Genomic DNA, 19,818 nt, shown 5'->3' on the forward strand with positions numbered 1-19,818 from the left:
GATAGAATACTTACATTTAATAAATCGTTCACGATTTTGTTAAATCCTTTACAATAAAGATTAAACCGTCTTTTAGATTCATAAAATGAGGTGTTAAGATGTCTTTTCAACTAACTCGAGTACAAATGACAAAACTTTTATATGCGTTAAAAGGTGAGTCAGTAGAGACTCCTTTACATATTATACAGGAAGCCTTAAAAACATCGACCTTCACTGAAGAAGTGATTCCAAACTTCTTAATAAAGGCTAGCAACCGAAAAACCCAACTTGAATATGGCTTATCAACAAATGAAATTGTATCATTAGCCAATCTATGCGAACTAACGTCTTTAAAATCTACCTCCATTCAAAATTGGATAAAACGTGATGTAAAGGAATTAATTGGGCAACCGGAGCTTGGCAAAAAATATTCAATCGAACAAGCAGCTATGCTATTAATTGTGAGAGATTTAAAAGCAATTTTCGATTTTGAGCGAATCCGAAATATCTTGACAGAGGTATTTAACACACTTTCAGACCGAAGTGATGATTTAATGAGCCCGATTACTTTTTATGAAATATACGGATCTGTGTTGGAAAGCATAGATACGAGCTCGGGGAATGATTTAACATTGGAAAAACGTATTAATAGCAAAATAAAGTTCCCCTCACAAATTATTTCAAACTTGACAAATGATCAATGTTATAAAATTCGTAGAATCTTGGTGACAACAGTTTTGGCAGTATTAGCCTCACATATCCAAACAAGGGCACAAACTTATTTAAATGATATATAATTTTCAAACACCTCTAAACATTTCCAGTATAGAAATATATGCGCAATGAAATCTTATAAGTAAGGCTATAAAGTAAACTCTTTATAGACTAAAGCAATTAATATAAAAGGGGTGCTAACAAATGGCAAGAAGCAGTAATAAATTACTTGTACCGGGGATTGAACAAGCTCTGGATCAAATTAAATATGAAATCGCTCAAGAATTCGGCGTACATTTAGGATCAGATACTGTATCTCGATCCAATGGGTCAGTAGGTGGAGAAATCACCAAACGTCTTGTGGCACAAGCGCAATCCCAGTTAAACGGACAAAAAACTGAATAATGCATGGTAAAAAGGCTGATCCGATTTGATCAGCCTTTAGGTATATATAACTGTACATTATTTAATCGTCGTCACGGTCTTTCTTTCCTCGTTTGTTATCATCTCTATCTTGGCGACCGTTGTTATTTTTACCTCTATTGTTTTCTTTGCGATCAACCTTTCGATCATCATCGTAATCGTCGTTGTCATCATACCTGTCTTTTTTCTCTGGCCATCTTCTATTACTTTCGGTATGCTCTTTATTCTGTTCCTCTTGGTTAAACTTAGCACGTTTATTATTCTGTTGTTTATTCTGTTGTTTATTCTGTTGTTTATTCTCATTTCTCTTTTGTTGAATTTGATGAGCATTCTCTTGTAGCTTTTCCTTAGCATTAGTTAACTTTTCTTTTGCTTCAGAGTTATCTTTTTGCACAGAAGTGGCAGTATCAGCAGGTTTCGTGTTCTGCTGTTCTTTTACTTGGCTCGTTATGCTCGGGCCCTTTTTTTCCGGAACAATTGGAGCTGGTGTAACTTCACTCTGTGTTGATTCATCTGCTTCTTCAGGCGCTTCTGTTTCTTTAGATTCTTCTTTTTGCTCAACAAGTTCAATATATTTACCGGTCGAAACCCCTTGTTTTTGTGCTTTATCTCTTGTATCTATATCTGAATTAATCGTTTTTACGACCATTTCCTCTTCTTCAATCACTGAGCTTATTTCTGTCAAGCCTTCATGCAGCTTTTTTTCAATTTTCTTGTCAGTATCATTCATTACCGTAGTGATGACAATTTCTTTACCAGGATAAACGTATCCATCTGACTTACATTCACTAATAATTATTTGCACGATTTCATTTAGTGGCTTTTTCTCCCAATCATTAAGGCTTTTCATAATGTTATTAGCCTCGTCATTAAGCGGTACTAATGAAATTACCTTTAAATGATCATCAAGACTTACTTCAAAGCTAGGGTTTATGTCAATTGACATGTATGCATAAACTTTATCATTGTTAAATAAAGGTAGAAAACTAATCATAAAAAATATGATGGCTACTGCTGATAAAGCACCTACCCTAGCTGTACGAGTACGTATAGATTTAAGAAAGGTATGATCGCTTGCCCTTTTTGTTCTTGTTGCAACTTCTTCACGTTTATCCGCTAAAGGAAAAAAAGAAATCTCTTCACCTAGTTCATAATTACCCTCTTTATTTGAAGCCTTTAGAAATTGCCCATCTGGGGTAAGCAATGTAACAAAGTCATCATCGAGCTCTACGACGACCCCTTTTTTCATGAATCTAGCACCCCTTTTATATAATCTTTTAAATAGACGAAGTTTCCCGAAAGAATGATAGCCATAGCTATGATGTATTTTCTATTTCTCTCTATGGTTTTACGACTTACTGAAACTTTTGCCTCAAGCTGTTTTACTGGCAGCTGTCGTTTAGTAAAAAGAATAGTTCGCAGCTTCTCATCATTTACCAACTCAGTTGCCACTAACATCGCATTTTGTCTGGCATCAAAGTGTTTTGGAGATTGTTCCACGATTTCAGCAAAAGTTAATTGAAAATCGCTTAGACAGTGCTGAAAATAAATAATTTCTTCTCTACGGTGTTCTTGTTCAATTGCTTTTGTATATTCTTCAATTGATAGGTCTGATTCAATCTTGCTCTGGGAAAATTCTCCCTCTTCATGCTCTTGCAGCTCAAGGTGGACCGTATAAGGATGACGTGCTTCCTTTCGAATATAGTCAATCACTTTTCTTTTAATGACAAGCTCAGCAAAAGCTAATAATGAGCTCCCCTTATCGGTTGAATATTTCTCAATGGCATCATTAAATGCGATAAGACCTATACTAAACTCATCATCAGTTTCGCTAATATATCGTTTACAAACAGATGAGACTGTTTTAGCAACAAATGGTTTATATTGTTCGATTAGTTCATTTTGTAAATGTAGATCTCCCTTTTGTATTTGGAGAACTGTTTCTTCTAATGTTCGCTTCTTTTTACCTAATTTAAACAAAAGGCTAAGCATTTGGATGTTCACCTCTGTTTCCCCTATATTACTTTGTATATCATAGCTAATTTAATAGGGGATCGCAAAGGAAGATATATGAAACTATCTTTCTAATTTTAAACAAAAGAAAGTCAATTATTACAAAACAAACAACTTTAGACCTATTGATTTCAACCTATTTTAAACTAACAAAAAAGCAAAGACTAATCAAATGACAGGTCTTATCAAACAATACATCACATTAGCAAAACAATGAAAAAACAGAAAAATATTAGAAAAGTTCACTATTGTCACATACCCCCTCTCATGATTTAATTAATTCTCTACATAGTTACGTCACTTTAATTTATCTTAAGGGTGTTAAAAGACTATTTTGTAAAAAAAAAGCTTAAATATGCTTTTAGACCTACAAAATGTTACACATTTGATATATTTATGTGTATATTTTCTTTATTTCTATTAGAAAAACCTGGCTTATTGCCAATTCCTAATGGCGAAAGCCTTAGTTTTCTTAACTATCATCCTTAAAAATTTGTGCTTTCTAATAGTATAAAAAGGAATCCGAATCGGATTCCTTTTTATTATTTTATTATATTTTGTATTTAATAATCGTTACTTGCTTTTGCTTTATCAATGGTCTTCTCTTCAATGACCTCTTCTTCATTGACATCTTTAGATAAGAACCATCCACCTACCGCAATAGCAGCAAGGATAATCCAGAAAATGATTTTCCAAGTGGCAGATTCTATAAAATGTTTTGAAATGACATCAATTTGTGGATGTGCAAGTGTATATAAGGAAAGCTTCACACCTACCCAACCAACAATTAAAAACGCAGCCGTTTCTAAATTCGGTTTTTTCTTTAACAATTTCACAAAATACGTTGCGGCAAATCTCATGATCACAATTCCAATAATACCACCTGCTAAGATAACAAGGAATTGGCCGCCATCAAGTCCACCTATAGTAGGTAAATTTGTTGCTGGTAGTGTAACGGCAAGTGCTACTGCAGCCAAAATGGAATCTACTGCAAAAGCCAAGTCTGCAAGTTCTACCTTTAGGACTGTGCCCCAAAAACCAGATTCCTTCTTTACAACCCTGTGCTGCTCACTTTTCTTTAAAATAAACTTCTTCACGATATGGTTAATTGAAATATAAAGAAGGTAAATGGCACCTATTGCCTGAACTTGCCAGACATTGACAAGAAATGAGATGAGGAATAGTGCACCAAATCGTAAAACAAATGCACCTGCCAACCCGTAAAATAAAGCTTTTTTTCTTTGATCCTCTGGAAGATGCTTAACCATAACAGCCATTACTAACGCATTATCAGCTGCTAAGATCCCTTCCAAGGCCACTAACACTAATAGTACCCAACCGTACTCTAATAATAAAGTTACATCCATTATTTCTCCTCCTATGCTTAAGGTATTTATCTTCTTAAACCCTTTATTAGCATAGGACAACAAAAAAAGACCTTTGCCGCTAAAGGCAAAGGTCTTGCTGAGCATGTTAAACCGATCCGATCATGCCAACAAAGCCGATGGAAAATATCCATGAAATGACGACTTTGTTTTCAGGTTTCCCTGAACGCTACTCCCCTTTGAAAGAAGATTATTATGTTACCTTTATCATACGTGCTAGCATGTTTTCTTGTCAAATGTTTTTTCTTTGTTCCCTTATTACATTCTTTAATAAATTGTTCTACACAAGGAACTATCCTACATATTCATAAATACAGACAAGCTTTGTTTTGAGGGGGATGAACATGGACTGGATACAGGCAGTTATTTTGGGAATTATTCAAGGTTTAACAGAGTTTATTCCGATTAGTAGTACAGGGCATCTTTACTTAGGCCGTAACTTTTTTGGATTAGAAGAAGCAGGTTTATTTTTAGATACAATGCTTCATTTAGGTACACTTATTGCTCTTATTGTCTTTTATAAAGAAATACTAATCAAATTAATAAAAAGACCATTTAGCCGGATAACAGCACTATTAGTTGTTGGAACCATTCCAGCTGTTATGACTGGTGTACTTTTTAGCGATTATTTTGATGAACTATCAAAATCCGGTGTTTCCATTGGATGGGAATTTTTAATTACAGGGCTTTTCCTGTGGTTTGCAGATTCAATTAAAAACGGATCAAAAAAAGTTGAAAACCTTTCTTTATTTGATTCATTTTTTATTGGCAGCTTTCAAGCACTTGCTATTTTCCCTGCAATTTCTAGATCCGGTATGACGATTGTAGGTGCTCTCTTAAGAAAAATGGATAAAGAAGCTGCAGCCTATTTCTCGTTTCTCCTATCTATCCCAGCTATATGCGGAGGAATTATCTATCAATTAAAAGATATGATTTCAGGATCAGTACCTCAAATCAGCCTTTCATCTATGTTTATAGCCACATTATCTTCTGCGATTTTCGGCTATATTGCAGTTAGATTTATGATTGCATTTGTTAAGTACAGATCTTTAAAAATCTTTGCAGTTTATGTGTGGATTTTAGGTATTATCATTATTGTTCTTCAGCAATTATCTATTTTTTAAACATAATTGGCAGCTATTGCTACTAATGAAACCCTTGTTTTAAGTAAAAAATAAAAGCAGGAAACTTACAACATAAGGCAGGGGATTATATGCATACAATGTGGAAAGGCTCCATTAGTTTCGGTTTAGTTAACATTCCGATTAAACTTTATGCAGCAACAGAAGATAAGGATATAAAACTGAGAACCCTTCATAAGAAATGTCATAGTCCCATTCAATATGATAAAACATGTCCGAATTGTGATGAAGAAGTAAAGCAAGATGAAATTGTGAAGGGCTATGAGTATGTAAAAGGAAAATATGTTGTACTAACAGATGATGAACTTAAGGAACTAAAGGATGAACACGAAGATAAAACTGTAGAAATAATTGATTTTGTCAAAATGGATGATATTGATCCTATCTATTTTAACCGTTCTTATTTTATTGGTCCGGGAGAGAATGGTGGAAAAGCGTATGGTTTACTTAGAGAAGCGCTAACGAAATCAGAGAAAATTGGAATTGCAGAAATTACGATCCGTTCTAAGCAACAGCTCGCAATGGTACGTGTTTATCAGAATTGCATTGTCATGGAAACTGTTCATTATCCGGACGAAGTCAGAAACGTAAAAGAAGTGCCTAGTGTTCCTGAAAATGTAGAAGTCGGTGAAAAAGAACTGGATACAGCTATCATGCTTATTGATCAGTTAACCACCACCTTTGAACCTGAAAAATATAAGGATGATTATCGTTTAGCTTTACAAGAATTGATTGAGAGAAAAGTAAACCAGGATGAAGGAAAAACACCAACAGAAGCAGCGCCTCGTCAAAATGTAGTTGATTTAATGAGTGCTCTTCAAGCAAGTATTGAAAAAACAAAAAAACCGCAAACAAAAGCAAAACCAGCAAAACCAAAGGCAAAGTCCGCAAAAGCAGTTGGTGATGATAACCCACAAACAAAAACAGCTCATACTGGTGGGACTACAGAAAAGAAAACAAAAACCGTTCGAAAAAAAGCCTAGTTATTAAACTTTATCAGGTTTCACTTGGACCTCACCCTATATCAAAAACGTAAAAACTTGGTGATTGTGCTCATCACCAAGTTTTATTTCGCCTTTTCAATTACCTTTCGACTCTTCTTCTTTGAACATATACATATGCACATCCAATTACTATCATAATTCCTCCAACTATTAACCAATTGTAATGAGTTGATGCAGTTAATGGTAAATAGTTTCTTTCTTTTGACGAAGAATCTGGTTTGTTACCATTGTTGCTGTCATTCGATTTATCGCTAGTATTGTTACCAGACTTTTCATCAGATTTATCCTCTGGTTTATTACCTGGATTTTCTGAATTTTTATCTCCAGTATCTCCTTCCGATTCTTCATCCTGATTATCTCCCGGATTTTCTCCTGGTTTTTCGGTAACATACGTTAATACTGCTGATCCGCCGTTATCTTTCGAGGGAAGTATAATCGTTACTTCTTGCTTGTCGTTTACAACGTATTCTTTGTTGTTATATAGGTCTGTGAGTATTGTATTCGCAGCATAATCAACCGGAAAGGTTGCTTGTTTTTCTTCGGTTGCTGTATTTAGACCTACCAAAATATTTTCATCATCATATTGTCGCTTAAAAACAATGTATTTCTCTGCATCTCCACCTGCTATCTTTTCCCTAGTTCCTTTTGAAAAGACTTTTGAGTAATCTTCTCTGATATTTAAGAGAGTAGAATAGTGTTTGTGGAGAGCCATAGCTTCCGGATCCTCATTTTCATAAAGGTCCCAAGGCATATCATCACGATTTTGACCAAATGCCAATACATTTCCATCAGCATCTTTTTCCCAATCAGACTTACCAGATCTACCTAATTCTTCACCATAGTAAATAACTGGCTGACCTTTTGATGTGATTTGTAGTGCAGATGCAACTTTCAATTTCCCTACATCACCATGGACATATTCTGTTAAGAAGCCGTTTTGATCGTGACTGCTTAGGAATTGGCCAAGTGTTGCTGAATTTGTTAGTCTATTGTTTCGATCTTGTAAATAAGATTCCACACTATCAATATTTCCGTCTACAAATGATTTTGCTTTTTCTTTAAAATCAAAATCTAACAGAGAATCCATTTGACCTGTACCTAAGTAGCCTCCGTCATTTGCAATACTTGCACCCCAATATTCTCCGATCATTTTGAAAGACGGATCAATGGCTGTTAGCTCATTTTTTAGTGCTTGCCATGTTGCATCTTCAACATGTTTTACTGTATCAATACGGAAATAGTCGATTGTATCTCCCCGATCTGTTCTTGCCTTTTCAAGCCATTCTGTTTGCCAATTAATGATTTTTTGTCGTACTGCTGGATCTTCTGTTTTAAAGTCTGGAAGATTATCAAGTTCACCCCTTACCGTTGTGTCCTCATCCACAGTTCTTAACATTCCTTTAAACGTTGCTAATTCATCCTCTGTAGGAAGATTTTCTGCATCAGCTTTCCATGTATCCCAAATGTCTCCATCCATTCCATATCCAGCATGATTTACTACTACATCAAGCATGATTTTAATTCCACGATCATGAGCTTTTTCAATAAGCTCCTGGAATGTTTCCATATCACCTAAATGTTCATCTAAACTAGTAAAATCCTTTGCCCAGTAACCATGATAACCATACTGCTTTGGTTCAAGACCTGCAGCGGTTTTAAAATCTGAACCTTTGTTGAATTCAATATTATCGACAATTGGCGAAATCCAGATAGTATTGATTCCTAAGTCATCAATATAATCTAATTCATCAATAATCCCTTGGATATCTCCACCATGATATGCTTCTGAGTGAGCTGGATCATATTCTCCCTTACCATTATTAGATGGATCACCATCTTTAAAACGGTCTGTTAGCATAAAGTAAATACGTGCTTCATCCCAATCAAAGCTTAGTTTTCCACCAACAGATTGCTCTGGTTTAACGGTTACTTTTACTGATTGCTTATGCGTGTTACCAAATTCATCGATAACGACGATTTTAATCTCTTTTTCACCAGCCGTAACAGATTGATTAGCAGCTATTGAAACAGCGCCTACATTTGGATCAATATCAACCTTTTCCTTGCCGCCAAGTGCTCTAAAGTCGGCATATATTTCTCTAATGTTTACCTTATCTTCAGAGGTTACATCTACTTTTAAAACAGCATTTTCATCAAAAGAAATTTCAGAAGGAGAAACGTTTGTCTTAATAGTAAGATTTGGACGTGTATACGTAATCGTTGACTTGCCATTTTTTATATTTTTTGGATCATTTACTTCGACCGTTTCACCTTCTTTTGTAACTAGGAATGTATACTCATGGGTTCCTTCCTCTAGGCCTTCAAGTTTGTATGAAAAATACTCATTTTGCTTATTGTATTCTAATGGATATTCTTTTCCATCGATTTTCACTTTTACTTCTTCGATTGAATGCATTTCATCACTTTGAAACAATTCTTCGTCTCGATAATAGAACGTAACATTCCCATCTTCTAAAACAGGTCCGTTGACAGATGGTACAACTGTTTGTCCTGGGACACCAGTGACAACGGTCACTTTTGTAAGGATATCATCCCGGTTAATTTGAACGTTATGGTCATCACTGTCTGGAGAAATTTTTGCTGTATTCCAATCAGTACCCTTTCGTATTAAGAAACCAATTGCTTCTGTTTCAGGAGCAATTTCAACGTTTGCTACTGCTGTATCACCATCAATTGTTTCAAAATCGATTTGATCGTTTTTCACACCTGTGTTCCATACCCAGAGGTTCCAAGCACCAAAGTCACCTGTAAACTCTCCATCAGGACGAACATATTTAATGCGAACATAACGCTTTACATTTTTCTTTACTTCAATATCAAATGTTGCATCTGCATCACCTGAGGTGGCAGTGATTGCAACGTTACCTGGTTTAATTCCAGTAACTTTCCCCGTATTATCAACGGTTGCAATAGATGTATCAGACGATGACCATACTACTTTTGCATGAAGCATATCTTGGTTAAATTGGTCTTTTACATGAGCTGAAAGCTGAGTAGAGTATGTCTCAAAAACAGAATTATTGCCTACAATAGAAATTGTATCAGCAACTAGTTTTTCAACCGTTACTTCAATTGAAGCCTCAATGTCACCAGCTTTAACCTTTATTATAGCAATACCTTCAGCTACTCCGACAACACGTCCATTGTTTACATTTGCTACTTCGTTATCAGAAGTTGACCAGACAAGCTCTTCTCCGAGCATCACACGACCGCTTTGATCCTTTACATATGCAGTTACACCTTTTGTGTCGCCAGGGTTAATAGCAAATGTATCAGGATTTATCTCAATGCTGGTTGGTACAGGTGTATATTCTGCTTCAGATTGATCATATAGTACCATCATTGAAAGACCCTCAACAGATACTTTGTCTGAGTTGACTGTACGTATTGTTTCTGTTCCAGCTGAAGTATGATCAACGACAACATTCCAGTTTCCGACTGTTGGTAGAGCTACTTCTTTTGTTGTTTTATTTGCATTATAAATCACAACAATATTTTTCCATGTATCATTGTTTGCATTGTCTTTTAATTGGTATGCGACAATGTTATCATTCTGATTAAAAACTTGAAGATGTTCTTCAATTTTTTCCTTTGATTCCATTTTAAAAGCGGCATGTTTTTTTCGTAATTCTATTAAGCCTTTGTAGTAGTTAAAAACTGAGTGATATTCATCTTTTAGTTCCCAACGGATTTGGTTAATTGTATCAGGACTCTTATAGCTATTGTGTACACCATATTTACTTCTTAACATTTCTTCACCCGCATGAAGAAACGGGATTCCTTGTGAAGTTAAGACAATTCCATTGGCCAATAAACTGCGTTTAACCCATTCATTGTTCAATGCATTTTCTTCTGTGATGACTGCATGGGGATCATACTGCTCTGACTCATGATTACCATCAGTTCCGGCAGCTCTCATTAATTTGTCCCAAAGGTTTAAATTATCATGTGCTGTAACATACGTAATACTTTCTTGAGGCTTACTTGTAAATTGATCGATAGCACCTTTTAAGCCGGCAACGATATCTCCTTCTTTACCCGAAGCACCTGTTGCAAAACCAGTCCCAGCTCCATCACTATCTCCTTTGATAGCACCTCTGATATTATCGTTAAAAACAGCATAGCCTTGATCTTTTTGCGATCCTTTTACATGCTGCATTGAATTTGGCAGGCTAGTTGTACCACCAGTCCAAGGTTCACCATAAATCAACATATTCGGATCTACATTGTTCTTCAATTCTTTTGTTAATTCCTGCATTGTTTTTTGATCAATTAAGCCCATTAAGTCAAAACGGAAGCCATCAATACCAAATTCTGTAGCCCAATAATGAACAGAATCTTTAATATATTTACGAACCATCGGTCGTTCTGAAGCTACTTCATTTCCTGTACCTGAGCCGTTTGTAATTTCCCCTGTATCATCTGTACGATAATAATAACCTGGAACAACCAAATCAAATGGAGAAGTGCCTTCTAATTGTGTTGATTCGTTCATATACGTGTGATTATACACAACGTCTGAAATGACACGTATTCCATGATCATGTAAAGATTGAACCATTTGCTTGTATTCTATTATTCTACTAGTCGGATCAGCAGGGTCAGTAGAATAAGATCCTTCCGGCACATTAAAATGTATTGGATCATAGCCCCAGTTAAACTTTGCATCTGTGGAGTTAGGGTCATTAACCGTTAGTTCGTTTACAGAACCGAAGTCATAGGTTGGTAATAAGTGCACATAGTTCACACCTAATTCATTTAAGGAATCTATGCCTGTTTTCACACCATTTGGTCCTGTTGTTCCCGTTTCTGTAAATGCTAAATATTTTCCTTTATTGTCCATTCCAGATTGCTTATCAATTGAAAAATCTCTTACATGGAGTTCATAGATGATTGCATCAGCTGGTGATACAATAGCCGGTTTGTCTGCCGGGTCAAATCCATTAGGGTTAGTGCTATTCAAATCAACAACAGCTGCTCTTTGGCCGTTTGCGGACGTTGCACGCGCATATGGATCAACCGCATAATGAGACGTTCCATCAGCGAATTCAAGCTTGTACATATAATATTTATTTTTCAAATTACCATTGACTGTAATAGACCATACACCATTATTTGCTCTTTTCATGTCTGTTTCAGAACCACCTGAGTGGTCTTTAACAAAAGCACCTTCATATGTACCTTCATCTTCATAGATTGCCAGATTCACCTTAGTTGCTGTAGGTGCCCATAACTTGAAGGTTGTTTGACTGGAGGAGTAGGTGTAACCCAAATCATCTCCATCATAATAGAAACGATCATCATTCAAGACATTACGCATCGTTACTTTTTTGCCTTCTGATTGCCCCAATGAAACTTCATACACGTTCCTTACATCGATACTTTCACCATCGGCAATCATAATTTTTGCTTTTTTATTTCCTATAGTTGTTGTTGTCGTATCAATGACCTTGTTAGTTTTCTTGTCCGTTAACACAAATTCTTGTTTCCCAATTTCTTTATTTGTTGTAACCAAAATTTCATTTAGTGAATCCATTAATGCAGATTGCACCTTAACCGGCTCCAATGATTCGATTGTGAAAGTTGAATTTCCATCGATTGTATTTGGATTCAACGGATCTGTACTGTTTTCATTCCAATTACGATTGTTAAAAATAAATTTATACTGATGCTCACCTGGTTCAAGATCTAAAATAGTGGTAGAGAATATACCATCTTTCTCTGTCAATTGGACAGCAGTTGTTAAATCCCAGTTATTAAAGCTTCCAATTACGTATACTGCGGTTTCCCCATTACTTTCGTAATTGAATGTAACCGTGCCATCCTCATTTAGAACAGGGCTATTCATAGCTGGTAATCCGGGCGGATCACCAATCGTAAATATAGAATTCCCGTTTGCTTGTTTAGAATTAGACGGGTCCATTATCCATTCTTCATCAACAATAAACTTATACTCATATGTTCCCTTTGTTAGCTCTTTCGTTAGAGTCCATATTCCATCTGACTCTTCCGTCATATCAATAGCCTCATTTTGCCAATCTGTAAAGCTGCCTGCAATCTTAACAGATGTTGCTTCCCCCTCATATAAAAACGTAACAGTCCCATCATCATTGATTAGTGGACTCGTCACTTCTGCGCTAACGCTTTCATATGAAAGAAATCCCGAAAAAAGTTGTAAAACGAAAGAAAATACAACCAACAAAGATAACGCTCTCAATTTTGACCTCTTCAAGTTCCTTTGCCTCCCCTTTAAATCAATCGGTTTTAGCGGAAACGTTTGCGCAATATAAAAAAAGAAATACAAAACATATTCTCTCTATATAACCCCTTATGCAAACGCTTTCTACACAATTTAGAATATCATCTTCAGAATATTGTTGCAATACAAATTATGAATCATCCTCATTTTATCACCTAATTAAAGCTATCAAATTGGTGTAGATTGCTCTCATTGAGTTAAAATCCATTGAGCTGCCATTAATAATGAAGGAAATTGAGCATCTGCTAATCCTTCTTTATCACCAATTAGAATAGTTTTAGTGCCCGCCTGTTTGCCAGCCAATATATCAACATCTCGATCTCCTACCATATAACTTTCCTTCAAATTCACCTCATGTTTTTCTGCTAATGAATAAAGCATTTCTGGCTCTGGCTTTCGACATGCACAACCAGAGTTCGGTTTGTGGGGACAATAGATAATATCATCAATTTTTCCACCATTTTTTGCAATATCCTGCTTCATTTTTTCATGAACCTTTCTTAGCATACCTTCCTTCATATACCCTAAACCAACACCACCTTGATTTGTCACCACAAAGACAAGATAATCTGCGTTGTTTAAGAGTTTTATTCCTTCAGCAACTCCTTCTAATAAATGCATTTGCTCCGGCTTGTTAACGAATTTTACACGGTGACTTAACACCTCATTAATGACACCGTCTCGATCAAGGAACACAGCTTTTTTCACAATTAGAATTCTCCTTTCATGAATCGTCAAGAATTTGATCATATTAATGATATAGAAAATAGTATAAATTTTGAAGGATGATGCTCTTTGAAACCGATGCTACCAACATTACATACTGATATTCCTAAAGGTTCAGATTGGATTTATGAAACAAAGTATGATGGATTTCGTTCAATCTTATATGTAACAGATTCAACAATTGAATTTATGAGCCGAAATGAAAAGTCATTAAATAGCCAATTCCCGGAAATCATTTCTGAACTTGAGAGAATTAAAGACATTTTCAAACCACATTTGCCCATTATTTTGGATGGAGAAATTGTCTACCTTACCTCAAAACATTTCTCGGATTTTGAACAACTCCAAATTAGAGGAAGATTAAAAAATCAAGACAAAATTGAAAATGAAGCCAAAAAACACCCTTGCCGGTTTCTAGCCTTTGACCTTTTGGAGATAAGTGGAGAATCTCTATTCGCAAAGTCACTTAATGAACGAAAAGAACTGCTTTTTAAATTATTCAAAACGATTAAATCTGAGTATGTAGATCAAACTTCATCCAATCTTTTACAGTATGTTCCTTATACAACGAACTATTCCAAGTTGTGGGAAGAAATACGTCTTGAAAATGGAGAAGGAATTATTGCCAAGCAATTAAATAGTAAATGGGATGCCGGGGTACGTACACAACAATGGTTAAAAATTAAAAACTATAAGTATGCAGCGTTTTTTATTACGGGTTATGACAAAGAGAATGGATATTTTCATGTTGGTGTTTTTCAAAATGAAAAAATTGTTCCATTAGGGGTGTTCTCACATGGAATATCAAGTACCGAACGCGAAGCACTTCTTACAATAATACGTGAAAATAAAACAGCTGAAACAACTTCTTTTATTGAGATAGAACCAGCTATTGTTGTAGAAATTCAATTTTTATCTCTGTATAAAAATCAATTGCGTGAACCTTCTTTTTCATCGTTTCGATTTGATGTCCATATTAGTGATTGCACATGGGATCAATTATTGATTAAAACTGCGCCTATTCGTGACGAGATTTCCATTACACATCCCGATAAACCATTGTGGGAAACGGTTGATGTTAAGAAAGAGAATTTTTTAAGTTACCTTTATCAAATTTCACCATTGATGCTGCCTTTTTTACAAAAGCGCTTACTTACAGTTATCCGTTTTCCTCATGGAATGTTTGGTGAAGCTTTTTATCAAAAACACTGTCCTGATTACGCTCCTTCATTTATAAAAACGAGTAACCACGAAGGAATTGAATATATTATTTGTGAAGATCTTTCAACATTGATGTGGTTAGGAAATCAACTAGCATTTGAGTTCCATATTCCTTTCCAAACAATTGATACAACACAACCTACCGAAATTGTTTTTGACTTGGACCCACCTTCCAGAGAATATTTCTCTTTAGCGATAAAAGCTGCATTAGAAATGAAAAAAATTTTTGACCAATTTCAACTTAAAACATTTCCTAAATTGTCTGGAAATAAAGGTTTGCAAATTCATATACCTCTTACCAAAAATTCACTTACTTATGATGAAACTCGTGTATTCACAGAATTTATCGCTCATTTTCTCGTTACAAGTTTTCCTGACGATTTTACAGTTGAACGGATGAAAAAAAATCGTGGTAACCGACTTTATTTAGACTATATTCAACATGCTGAAGGCAAGACCATTATCGCCCCCTACTCTCTCAGAGGGAAAAAAGAAGGAGCATTTATCGCATCTCCCCTTTTTTGGGATGAAATAAATGAACATTTGTCAGTAGAACAATTTACAATTGATGAGGTGCTTCGTCGATCAAAAACAATTGGTTGTCCTTTTCAACATTATTTTGAAACACCTCAGGATAAAACGCTACGGACATTAATTGACCAAATCAACAATGTACAATAAGGAGAGCTATTATTCGTTTGCTCTTATCTTAGTTGGAGGTCGTTTTATGTCCTAAATCTTCATTTGCTTTATGATGAAAGACATTCTGTTTCGGTATCATTTCCATTTTGTCTTTCATTCGCTCTATAAGAGACATTCTGAGTTAGTTTCTTTTCCATTCTGTCTTTCAACCGGTCTATGAAAGACAGAATGGACTCAAATTCTTTTACATTTTGTCCTTCAACAATTCACATAATAAGATTAAAAAAAGTAAAGCAAAGTGGACAGTCTACATTGACTCCCCACTTTGTTTTACTTCTTTTTATCTTTCATAATATCTATCATTTGTTCAAGCATGTTGACCATATCATCCTTGTCAAATTTAGAGGATCCAGGCAAGTCTTCTTTCATTGAATCCTGTTGGACATTTTGATGAAAGATTGGATTTTCTATTCGATCGGCTGATACAAGACGGCCCTCTGGTGTAACGTATTTTTTATTCATTCTTCTTGTTTCACGATCAACAAAGCTATAGACAATCGGGATGATGAATAGTGAAAGAAATGTGCTTGAGATTAAACCTCCAATGACCGTGATCCCCATGGGTCGATTGATTTCTGTTCCCTCACCTAAGCCAAGTGCTAAAGGTACCAACCCCAATATAGTCGTCAATGCAGTCATTAGAATTGGACGAAGCCTTACTCTTACTGATTCAACTAGTGCATCATATGTTTTAAAACCTTGTGCCTTTTTCTGATTAATGAAGTCAACAATCACTATTGCATTATTTACAACGATGCCAGCTAACACAATAAGACCTATAACGACTGTTAAACTGATTGGAGATTTTGTGACAGTTAAAGCTACAGCTACTCCAATTAGCATTAATGGGACAGTAAACATAATGACAAATGGATATTTAAAGGACTCGAACTGTGCCGCCATTACAATGTAAATAAAAATAATTGCCAGGATAAAGGCAAGTAACATATCATCCTTTGTTGACTCGAGCAACTCTCGATCACCACTAAAACTAATGTCCGTTTCTTCAGGTAAATCCAGCTCTTTAATTTCTTTATCAACTAATTCTGAAAAATCACCTAAGTTTGTTGAGTTACTATATCTTACTGTGTATTGTACGGCAGGCTGCTTATCTATTCTTTGAATGGATACCGGTCCTTCGCCAACTTGAATTGTGGATACATCCCCAAGCTCTACAAAGCTATTATCTGGTTTTTTAATTAGTAAACCTTTTAGAGCATCAACATCCTCACGGACAGTCTCATCATACCGGACATTTACCATATAAATTTCTTGATCACGTTCATTTGTTATCTGTATGGCATCTGTCCCTCTTGTTACATCATTTACGACCATCCCGATTTGGACAGGTGTTAAGCCGTTATCGAGTGCTTTATCTCGTTTAACTGTAATCTGAATTTCTTCAACAGTTTCTGTAAGATCATTTGATATTTCTTCAGAATCTGTCAACTTAACAAGCGCTTTATCAATTTGTGCAATAGATTCTCTTAATCGAGTTTCATTCGTATCTTTTACATAAAATGTTAACGTGTTAGGGGTAGATCCTGTTGAAGATTGAGTATGAAATGAGAGCTTAGCGGTTTTATTTTCTCCTCTTGCTACATTTCCCAATGTTTTTTGAACATTATCGATCAACTCAAATGTCGTGACATTGCGAGACTCCAGATCTTTTAGTTTCACGTAAATTTCAGCAATATTTGTTCGTCCGGTTCCTCTAAAGGATTCCTCCTGTGTTGTGCCAATTAGACTAACATATAAATCAACACCGTCCTCTTCCTCTAGCTCTTCTTCAATCGCTGTTACTACTTTAGACGTTTCTGATAAGGATGATCCATTTTCTAGTTCAACATCAATTGTAAAAAACCCTTCATCAGTATTTGGTAAAAATACTGAGCCAACTCTAGTTAACCCATATACACTTCCTGCAAAAACGAACAACGTTATACTTAACACAACTGTACGATTACGCAAAGACCATTTAATAGCATTGTCTAGAGAATACATAAATGTAGACTCTCTACGGACCTTTTCTATGTTTTTGGCAGGGTTTTTTAATAGTTGACTTGCAAGCATAGGCACGATTGTCAAGGCAACAAATAAAGATGCAAACAAACTAAAAGCAATTGTCAAGGCAAACTCTGCAAAAAGATCACCGATAATACCTGTAATAAAGACGACAGGTATAAATACCGCAACAGTTGTTAAGGTAGAAGCAATAATAGCAGGACCAATTTCTTTTGCTCCTTGAAACGCTGCCTCTTTTGGTTTTTTCCCCATTAAGAGATGACGATAAATATTTTCGATAACCACGATGGCATTGTCGACAAGCATCCCGATCCCAAGAGCTAATCCACCTAGAGTCATTATGTTTAACGTAAAATTCGCAAAATACATGAGAACAAATGTCACAATAACAGAATATGGAATTGCCACTCCAATAATAAGAGGACTTTTCATGCTTTTCAAAAAAACAAAAAGAATAAGCATGGCCAAAATTCCACCTATTATTAGAGTATTGAGCATATTTCCAATCGCTTGATCAACATAGTTTCCTTGATCAAAAATGATATCCGCATTTATGGATTCATATTTCTCCTCAGAAAGGATAGTTGTCAATTTCTCCTGAAAGGCGTCAGAAACTGAAGCTGTATTTGCATCAGATTGTTGTAAGATACTAACTAGCAAAGAGGGATTTTGATTGGCACGTGTTATGGTATTAGACTCCTCTTTAGCCATTACAACATCCGCTATATCTCCAACCGTAACATTGTCACCAGTTGCAGGATCTTTCTTCACAATTAAACTTTTTAATACGTCAATAGAATCGATCGTACTGATAACTCTTGTTGTTAACTGTTTTCCATCCGACACGACTGGATCTCCAGGTGTTGTGACAGAGTTAGCTCTAATAGTATTAACAATTTCTGATTGACTAAGTGAGTATTGTTCCAGCTTATGTTGATCAAGATTTACACTTATTTCATCCGTTTGTAACCCTGAAAGGTTAACACTTGCTATACCTTCCGTTTTACTTAATTCTTGTTCTAACTCCCCCGCTAAATTCTGAAGTTGCTCTGTATCTTGTGAAGACGATAGAGAAAGTTGTATGATCGGAAATTGAGAAGGATCAAATTTTAAAAATCTCGGCTCCCCTGCATCATCCGGTAATGGTGCATCCTCCATTCTTGTAAGAATTTCATCTTGAATATCATCAATATGAGTTGTCCAAGTGAATTTCATGATAACAAGACTTGCACTTTCCTGTGATGTGGAAGTTATTGTGTCAATACCTTGAACAGTTGATAGTACCTCTTCTAACGGTTTAGAAACTTTTTCTACCACTTCTTTTGGATCAGCACCCTCATAGTTGGTAACAACCACTCCGATCGGCGGGTTTATTTCCGGTATCAACTTTAACGGTATATTTATCACTGATACAGTACCTAATATTATTACTAAAAGCATTGTAACAATGGTAAACACAGGTCTATTAATTGAAAAATGGCTAATCTTCATCCCGTTCCCTCACATTCCAACTGCTTTATGTACAACCCTATGGTCTATTCAGCATTTAGGTAATAATTTCTAGTTTTAACAAAATTAAATCAATCCATTCTTCTATTAACATCCAAGCATTAAGCAGACATGAATGGAGTTTAATTTCGACGCCTATCTTTGTATTAAGGACACACAAAAAAGAGTGACCATTAAATGATCACTCTTTTATAGGTAAACGTTTACAATCAAGCTATATAGCAATCTACCTAAATAGTAAATGCTGGCTATGTACTCCAGCTTTCTTTAATAACGCTTTCAATTCTGCCTGTTCTTCAGCACTTAAACCAGAAAATGCACGAGCCATCCGAATTGCATGAATTGGATAGATTTCATCTAAGTATGATTGACCTTTATCCGTTAATTTTGCATAGATCGAACGTTTATCCTTTGGATCCTGTTCACGATAAATGTAGCCGTTTTTTTCAAGCTTATCAATCACATACGTAACATTTCCACTAACTAACAGCAGTCTTGAACCAATTTGTTGAAGCTTTTGCGGGCCTCTCGTGAACAATAATTCCAAAACAGCAAATTCGGTTGGATTAAACCCATGTTCCTTACTATCACGGATAGAATGCTCAGATACACTTTTGAAAGCCCTTGCAAAAACTCGAAACAAATCTAATGCATTCTGTAATTCTTCTTCAGTAAATGATCTCATCCCATCGCCC

General features: G+C 35.5%; 12 protein-coding genes and 1 riboswitch. Of the genes, 5 read left to right on the plus strand and 7 right to left on the minus strand.

Features of this window, described 5'->3' with window-relative positions:
• The first annotated feature begins 98 nt into the window (after positions 1-98).
• Entirely contained in the window at positions 99-776 is a 678-nt protein-coding gene (locus tag LC095_RS21475) for a DUF1836 domain-containing protein (RefSeq protein WP_226530116.1), read from the plus strand.
• 121 nt (positions 777-897) lie between these two features.
• Positions 898-1,098, plus strand: a complete 201-nt coding sequence (locus tag LC095_RS21480; RefSeq protein WP_026559969.1) for an alpha/beta-type small acid-soluble spore protein — start codon at positions 898-900, stop codon at positions 1,096-1,098.
• A gap of 61 nt (positions 1,099-1,159) precedes the next feature.
• On the opposite strand, the gene LC095_RS21485 is transcribed toward LC095_RS21480, so the two are convergent.
• The 3 genes from LC095_RS21485 to LC095_RS21495 all read right to left on the minus strand — a co-directional run bounded on the left by LC095_RS21485 (position 1,160) and on the right by LC095_RS21495 (position 4,496).
• Positions 1,160-2,365 (minus strand): anti-sigma factor domain-containing protein, encoded by a 1,206-nt coding sequence (locus tag LC095_RS21485; RefSeq protein ID WP_226530117.1) that lies wholly within the window; start codon positions 2,363-2,365, stop codon positions 1,160-1,162.
• Entirely contained in the window at positions 2,362-3,108 is a 747-nt protein-coding gene (gene sigI, locus LC095_RS21490; protein WP_226530145.1) for an RNA polymerase sigma factor SigI, read from the minus strand. The genes LC095_RS21485 and sigI overlap by 4 nt, the downstream gene beginning before the upstream one ends.
• A gap of 584 nt (positions 3,109-3,692) precedes the next feature.
• Positions 3,693-4,496 carry a TerC family protein gene (locus LC095_RS21495; RefSeq protein ID WP_226530118.1) on the minus strand — a complete coding sequence of 268 codons (804 nt, stop codon included), beginning with the start codon at positions 4,494-4,496 and terminating at the stop codon, positions 3,693-3,695.
• Between the two features lie 100 nt (positions 4,497-4,596).
• Positions 4,597-4,704: riboswitch (yybP-ykoY riboswitch) on the minus strand.
• Positions 4,705-4,858: 154 nt separating this feature from the next.
• On the opposite strand from LC095_RS21495, the gene LC095_RS21500 reads away from it, so the two are divergent.
• Together LC095_RS21500 and LC095_RS21505 are read left to right on the plus strand one after the other, a co-directional pair.
• On the plus strand, positions 4,859-5,638 hold the full coding sequence (locus LC095_RS21500) for an undecaprenyl-diphosphate phosphatase (RefSeq protein ID WP_226530119.1): 780 nt from the start codon (positions 4,859-4,861) through the stop codon (positions 5,636-5,638).
• An 89-nt stretch (positions 5,639-5,727) separates the two neighbouring features.
• A complete protein-coding gene (locus LC095_RS21505; protein WP_226530120.1) occupies positions 5,728-6,639 on the plus strand; it encodes a Ku protein in 912 nt (303 codons plus the stop codon).
• A gap of 100 nt (positions 6,640-6,739) precedes the next feature.
• Here the strand turns inward: LC095_RS21505 and pulA are convergent, their stop codons facing one another.
• The gene (pulA, locus tag LC095_RS21510; RefSeq protein ID WP_226530121.1) at positions 6,740-12,913 is read right to left on the minus strand and encodes a type I pullulanase; all 6,174 of its coding nucleotides are present in this window, start codon (positions 12,911-12,913) and stop codon (positions 6,740-6,742) included.
• A 216-nt stretch (positions 12,914-13,129) separates the two neighbouring features.
• Positions 13,130-13,648, minus strand: a complete 519-nt coding sequence (locus LC095_RS21515; RefSeq protein ID WP_226530122.1) for a D-glycero-alpha-D-manno-heptose-1,7-bisphosphate 7-phosphatase — start codon at positions 13,646-13,648, stop codon at positions 13,130-13,132.
• 96 nt (positions 13,649-13,744) lie between these two features.
• Here LC095_RS21515 and LC095_RS21520 point away from each other — a divergent pair, with 96 nt between their 5' ends.
• A complete protein-coding gene (locus tag LC095_RS21520) occupies positions 13,745-15,568 on the plus strand; it encodes a DNA ligase D (RefSeq protein WP_226530146.1) in 1,824 nt (607 codons plus the stop codon).
• A 291-nt stretch (positions 15,569-15,859) separates the two neighbouring features.
• Here the strand turns inward: LC095_RS21520 and LC095_RS21525 are convergent, their stop codons facing one another.
• Both LC095_RS21525 and LC095_RS21530 read right to left on the minus strand, forming a co-directional pair.
• A complete protein-coding gene (locus LC095_RS21525) occupies positions 15,860-19,105 on the minus strand; it encodes an efflux RND transporter permease subunit (RefSeq protein ID WP_226530123.1) in 3,246 nt (1,081 codons plus the stop codon).
• A gap of 244 nt (positions 19,106-19,349) precedes the next feature.
• Positions 19,350-19,808 carry a MarR family winged helix-turn-helix transcriptional regulator gene (locus tag LC095_RS21530; protein ID WP_078434615.1) on the minus strand — a complete coding sequence of 153 codons (459 nt, stop codon included), beginning with the start codon at positions 19,806-19,808 and terminating at the stop codon, positions 19,350-19,352.
• Positions 19,809-19,818: the final 10 nt, after the last annotated feature.

The sequence above is a fragment of the Metabacillus niabensis genome, from assembly GCF_020524345.1.
Lineage (GTDB): Bacteria > Bacillota > Bacilli > Bacillales > Bacillaceae > Metabacillus > Metabacillus niabensis_B.

Bases quoted from the DNA above. Each gene is read 5' to 3' on its own strand.
- LC095_RS21475 (WP_226530116.1), top strand. From the start codon at position 99: ATGTCTTTTCAACTAACTCGAGTACAAATGACAAAACTTTTATATGCG.
- LC095_RS21480 (WP_026559969.1), top strand. From the start codon at position 898: ATGGCAAGAAGCAGTAATAAATTACTTGTACCGGGGATTGAACAAGCT.
- LC095_RS21485 (WP_226530117.1), bottom strand. From the start codon at position 2,365: ATGAAAAAAGGGGTCGTCGTAGAGCTCGATGATGACTTTGTTACATTG.
- sigI (WP_226530145.1), bottom strand. From the start codon at position 3,108: ATGCTTAGCCTTTTGTTTAAATTAGGTAAAAAGAAGCGAACATTAGAA.
- LC095_RS21495 (WP_226530118.1), bottom strand. From the start codon at position 4,496: ATGGATGTAACTTTATTATTAGAGTACGGTTGGGTACTATTAGTGTTA.
- LC095_RS21500 (WP_226530119.1), top strand. From the start codon at position 4,859: ATGGACTGGATACAGGCAGTTATTTTGGGAATTATTCAAGGTTTAACA.
- LC095_RS21505 (WP_226530120.1), top strand. From the start codon at position 5,728: ATGCATACAATGTGGAAAGGCTCCATTAGTTTCGGTTTAGTTAACATT.
- LC095_RS21520 (WP_226530146.1), top strand. From the start codon at position 13,745: ATGCTACCAACATTACATACTGATATTCCTAAAGGTTCAGATTGGATT.
- LC095_RS21525 (WP_226530123.1), bottom strand. From the start codon at position 19,105: ATGAAGATTAGCCATTTTTCAATTAATAGACCTGTGTTTACCATTGTT.
- LC095_RS21530 (WP_078434615.1), bottom strand. From the start codon at position 19,808: ATGAGATCATTTACTGAAGAAGAATTACAGAATGCATTAGATTTGTTT.